The 4393-nt window shown below is 57.4% G+C and carries 6 protein-coding genes; all 6 read left to right on the top strand.

Annotation, left to right across the window (positions count from 1 at the left end; genetic code table 11):
- Window positions 1-953 (top strand): hypothetical protein (locus RR877_RS09825; protein ID WP_332628087.1); only part of this gene is annotated, 953 nt, incomplete at its 5' end.
- 9 nt (window positions 954-962) lie between these two features.
- Complete coding sequence (locus RR877_RS09830; protein ID WP_332628088.1) at window positions 963-1736, top strand: hypothetical protein; 774 nt, start codon at window positions 963-965, stop codon at window positions 1734-1736.
- A gap of 10 nt (window positions 1737-1746) precedes the next feature.
- On the top strand, window positions 1747-2025 hold the full coding sequence (locus tag RR877_RS09835) for a hypothetical protein (protein WP_332628089.1): 279 nt from the start codon (window positions 1747-1749) through the stop codon (window positions 2023-2025).
- Window positions 2026-2045: 20 nt separating this feature from the next.
- The gene (locus tag RR877_RS09840; RefSeq protein WP_332628090.1) at window positions 2046-2795 is read left to right on the top strand and encodes a hypothetical protein; all 750 of its coding nucleotides are present in this window, start codon (window positions 2046-2048) and stop codon (window positions 2793-2795) included.
- A complete protein-coding gene (locus RR877_RS09845) occupies window positions 2792-3412 on the top strand; it encodes a hypothetical protein (RefSeq protein ID WP_332628091.1) in 621 nt (206 codons plus the stop codon). Before RR877_RS09840 ends, RR877_RS09845 begins: the two co-directional genes overlap by 4 nt.
- A gap of 3 nt (window positions 3413-3415) precedes the next feature.
- Window positions 3416-4393 (top strand): amidoligase family protein (locus RR877_RS09850; RefSeq protein WP_332628092.1); only part of this gene is annotated, 978 nt, incomplete at its 3' end.

The raw sequence follows: 4393 nt of genomic DNA on the forward strand, positions 1-4393 counted from the left end.
GCTGCCACCCCAACGGCGGCAGTTACTATTCCCGCACTCTGAGTGAGCAGCAGGTTGCTGCTCTGATGCCAGCTGCGCAGGAAGCATACCGCGCCCGTCTTCATCGGCATTCGCTGGAAAAGGGTGTTCGTCCGTGGGAGCTGGTGAACTGCACGGCTAACAACGATCCGAATGATATCTGGATCGGCATGGAATGGGAGACGGGTTTCAAAACCCTGAACGAATACCGTGCTGTCGTGGACTACATGTGGAAGTACCACAACAACTGGGCCATCGATGCTGAAGGTATCGGTGCACACTTCGGTGAGTTCACCTTCCCGCCGTGCAACCTGTCGGACTACCTCGAAGGTAAGTCGATGATGGATAGCGTCCGTAACTGGATGAAGAGTAAGGGCATCGTCACTCCCCGCAACTACGAGGAGATTACTCCCAACCATTACGACTACAGTGGAGACGCCACTGACAACTGGGGCTGTCACGTCAACATCAGTGTCCCGATGACTCGTGATAACAGGCTGGCGCATTTCACCATGAACCTGCTCGTGACCTACCTGAGCCGGGCGATGGAAGAAATGTCCGACGAGCAGCAACAGGAACTCTTCGGTCGCACCCCGTACGGATATGGTGGTCATCGCACCAACCCCGATGGCACTGAGCACTGGTGGGAATGGAAACTGTTCCGCACCCCAGTGAGCGACGAGGAAGTGGAGAACATCCGCAAGGTGGCAGGCCGTTTGGCTCTGCTGCTGGGTGAATACTCCACCAATCCGAAGAAGTATTTCGTCAACCTCATCAACCGTCGCGGCTACTACACTGCGAAGTATCTCGTGCCGACCGGTGACGAGCTGTTCAACTACCTGTCGGAGCGTTCGGAGCTGGTCACGGGTAAGCTCCACGATACTTCGGTCAACACGGATCGTGTCGATCCCTCTCTCTTCGCTTCTGTCAACTAAGGACTACCCATGTTCCTCATCCGTAAACAGCGTCCGTCTGCTGGTGCCACTGCTCTGCGTAATGCCATGCGTGAGGCAGGCCAGTCGGCCGGCTTCACCGAGAACGACAGCTTCCGTCAGCGCCATCTCATCCTGAACTGGGGTGGTGACAGTGATCCGGTCGCACCGAACAGTCGTGTCCTCAACTCGCAGGCTGCGCGTCGTGTCGCCATGAACAAGGTGACCACCTTCACTGCCCTGGCTACGGCGGGTGTGTCGATCCCGCAGTTCTTCACCAACGCGGAAGATGCAGCCACCTATCGTGGTGCCCTGCCTGCCCGCAACAATCCCATCATCCTCGCGCGCTCCACCGCAACTGGTGAGAGTGGCGCTGGCATCAACGTCATCCGCATGGGGGAGAACATCCCCGCAGGTATGCCGCTGTATGTCCAGTACGTCCGCAAGTATGCTGAGTACCGTGCGCACATCATCGCTGGTGAGTGTGTCATCGTGCAGCAGAAGCGTGCCCGTGAAGGTGAGGAGCGCACCGAAGATCAGCAGTTGATCCGCAACCATGCCAATGGCTGGGTGTTCGCCACCGAGAACGTGGATGACTACGCCACTGCTGTCGGTGCGCTGGGCGTGCTGGCTGCTGCTGCACTGTCGCTCGACGTTGCCGCCATCGATATCATCCGTGGCCGTGACAACCAGCTGTACGTGCTGGAAGCCAACACCAAGCCGGGTCTCGATAGTCCCACCGTACTGGCTGCTTACGTCAACAAGCTGACCAGTCTCCATCCGTAAGGAGTAGAGCATGAGAGAGTACGAAACTCCGAAGTTGCCAAAGGGTTTCTTCTTCCGTGTCAGCCAGCCAACCGATATCAGAGGCAAAGCTTACGACTGGTATTGGGTGCAGCTGAGACGTAAGCCACCGTGGTGGATGTGGTGGCTGGGATCGGATATGGTCACTAAGCTTTCCGCCTGCCGCACCAAGGAAAGCATCCATCTTACCATGAGGGAGCTGGCCGCCATGGTAGCCAAGGAAGTTAACCTCTCACCTCTGGTTGGCGACTACCCACCCAAGAAGCTTTAACGTTAAACAAGGAGCAGCTCGTGGCTGACGTTGTAAACTTTCCCAAGCGCTACACGTCCTATCGTGTAGCCTTCCTGCCTTTCAAAGACAGTCCGATCCTGCACTTCATGATGCAGTGTCCGTATGATAAGCTGGAAGAATTCCTGACCAAGCTGTTCTCCATGCCACCGGATGAAGCGTTCTACTATGAGGTTCATGGTATGCTCGCTGATGGTAAGGTGGATCTGGTGCGGGGTGATATCAGTGTTGATGCACCTCGCGGTCGCATGGCCGTGCGGCACTCAGGACTGGTGTTCCCCGGCTCGTCTCTCGCAGATGATATCGCTGCTGCATCTGCCCGGTACATCAACGAGGAACGTGAGAAGTTGACGGCAGGTGTCAAGCGCCGCAACTCCCTCACCAATCGTGGAGGTACGCCAGCATCGTCCACTCCATCCATCTCGCAGCAGGCTACGCTCGATCACATCGAGAGCTACAAGAACAGCCAGCCCACTGCTAGCTTGATGGACGCTGATGGTAAACCACGCTACCGGTGGGATGCACATAAGGCCCAGTACGTCGAGAAGGATACGGGCCGTGCCATAACTCAGACACAGTGGGCAGCGATGCGTGAGCAGCGTGAAGCTGCCAAGCTCAACCGCCCGCTGGCTGTGCTGCCTTCCGCCGAAGTTGTGGCGGAAGCTCTGAAGAAAATCGCCGACGAGACGAGCGATCCGCTCTCCGTCTTCCCTGTTGTACTAACCTCAATTGAAATCGAGGAGTTCAAATGAGCCTGATCGAAAGCATGGGCACCCGTTATTTCAGCGAGTGGTTCACCTCCGCTCTGTTCCTGTATGAAGACCGCCCATGTATGGTGAACGAGCTGCGTAGTGATGGCGTTGCGTGTACTCGCATCGACGCCCAGCGTGGTGCGCGTGACCAGTACGTCGTAGTACCGAGTGCCTTCTTCACTGGCTTCAAGGTGTTCGAGTACCCGCCGCTGGGTTACCGCCGTGTTGGTAACGTGGTGTACCACATCCATCGTACCCAGTCCGCTTATCGTGGACTGCGAGCCAACCTGCTGACGTTCGAGATGAGTCCGCTCTCGTACATGTTGCAGGCCAGTGAACGCACTGCCTCTGCTCTGGCTGGCATCACCACCAACCAGCGTCTGTGTCAGGTGATGAAGCCTGAGTATGACACCCGTGCGTCGCTCGATGCGCTGGTTGCTGGCACGCAGGTGGCCGTCGTTCCGAACGAAGACGTGTGCATCGAGCCTTCCATCAACGGTGAGGACTACGTGGTTCTCTATCGTGGTAAGGTGGTGGGCAGTATGAACCAGCGCAAGCAGTTCACCATCCCCAACGCAGTGGTTGCCACTGCTGTCAACAACGCATTCCGGGAGTAAGCAATGAACCTGACTGTCCTCGCCACGTTGTTCCGTGGCAATGGCGCTCGCACGCAAGCCCAGCAGAACGCAACTGGTCGGCATGCTGACCCCGGTCAGAAGATCGGCATCGAGTTTGAACTGGAAGACTGGTCCGGCTCCGCCCCTGAATCTGGCTGGGAAACCCACAGCGATGCGTCGCTGCGTAACGGCATCGAGTTCGTGTTCAATGGCCCGAAGTTTGGCCGCACCGCTGAGGGTGCGCTGGAACGTTTCCGTCAGGCAGCTGAAGCCTGCACGTTCACGGTGAGTGAGCGCACTTCCACCCACGTCCATCTGGATATGGGCGACGGCGCCACCATCGGTGACGCACGCAAGATGTTCCTGCTCACCTACCTGATCGAGCCGGCCATGTTCCGCATGGCTGACGAGAACCGCAAGTGGTGCAGCTACTGCCAGCCCCTCACTGACATGACGCAGGCTCGCATCAGTGGCATCCTTGCCTCTGACTCGGTGGATGGTTTCGTCTCCGCTGCAACTGGTGGTCGCCATCAGGATAAGTATTACGCCTTCAACATGAAGTCGTTGGCACGACACCAGACCATTGAGTTCCGCTACTTCCCCGGCTACCAGTCGATGGAGCAGGTGGATAAGTGGATCAACCTCACGATGGAAATCAAGAAGGCTGCACTGTCTGTCGAGTCCATCGAAGAACTGATGGCTGTTGCCATCGACCGTGATCGCTTCCGTGCGTGGCTGACCACTGCCATGCCCATGAGTGTGGCGAATGGTTTGCTCACCGTGCTCGACGAGTACGATGCGAACAAGCGTGCGCAGTATCTGAACGCCATCATGGCAACCAGTGATCTGCCCACTGCCGCCATGCACCAGCGGTTGCAGAATGTCCAGCCGGGTAGCGCAGCTGCCAAGATGCTGGATGCAATCTTCTCCATCCGCTTCGACGCTGAGTCCCAGCGTAGTGAAGCTCTGCGTCGTGTCCTC

Source organism: Aurantimicrobium sp. (genome assembly GCF_036667855.1).
Lineage (GTDB): Bacteria > Actinomycetota > Actinomycetes > Actinomycetales > Microbacteriaceae > Aurantimicrobium.

Excerpts from the sequence above, each read along its gene's own strand:
- RR877_RS09830 (WP_332628088.1), top strand. The coding sequence starts at position 963 with ATGTTCCTCATCCGTAAACAGCGTCCGTCTGCTGGTGCCACTGCTCTG.
- RR877_RS09835 (WP_332628089.1), top strand. The coding sequence starts at position 1,747 with ATGAGAGAGTACGAAACTCCGAAGTTGCCAAAGGGTTTCTTCTTCCGT.
- RR877_RS09845 (WP_332628091.1), top strand. The coding sequence starts at position 2,792 with ATGAGCCTGATCGAAAGCATGGGCACCCGTTATTTCAGCGAGTGGTTC.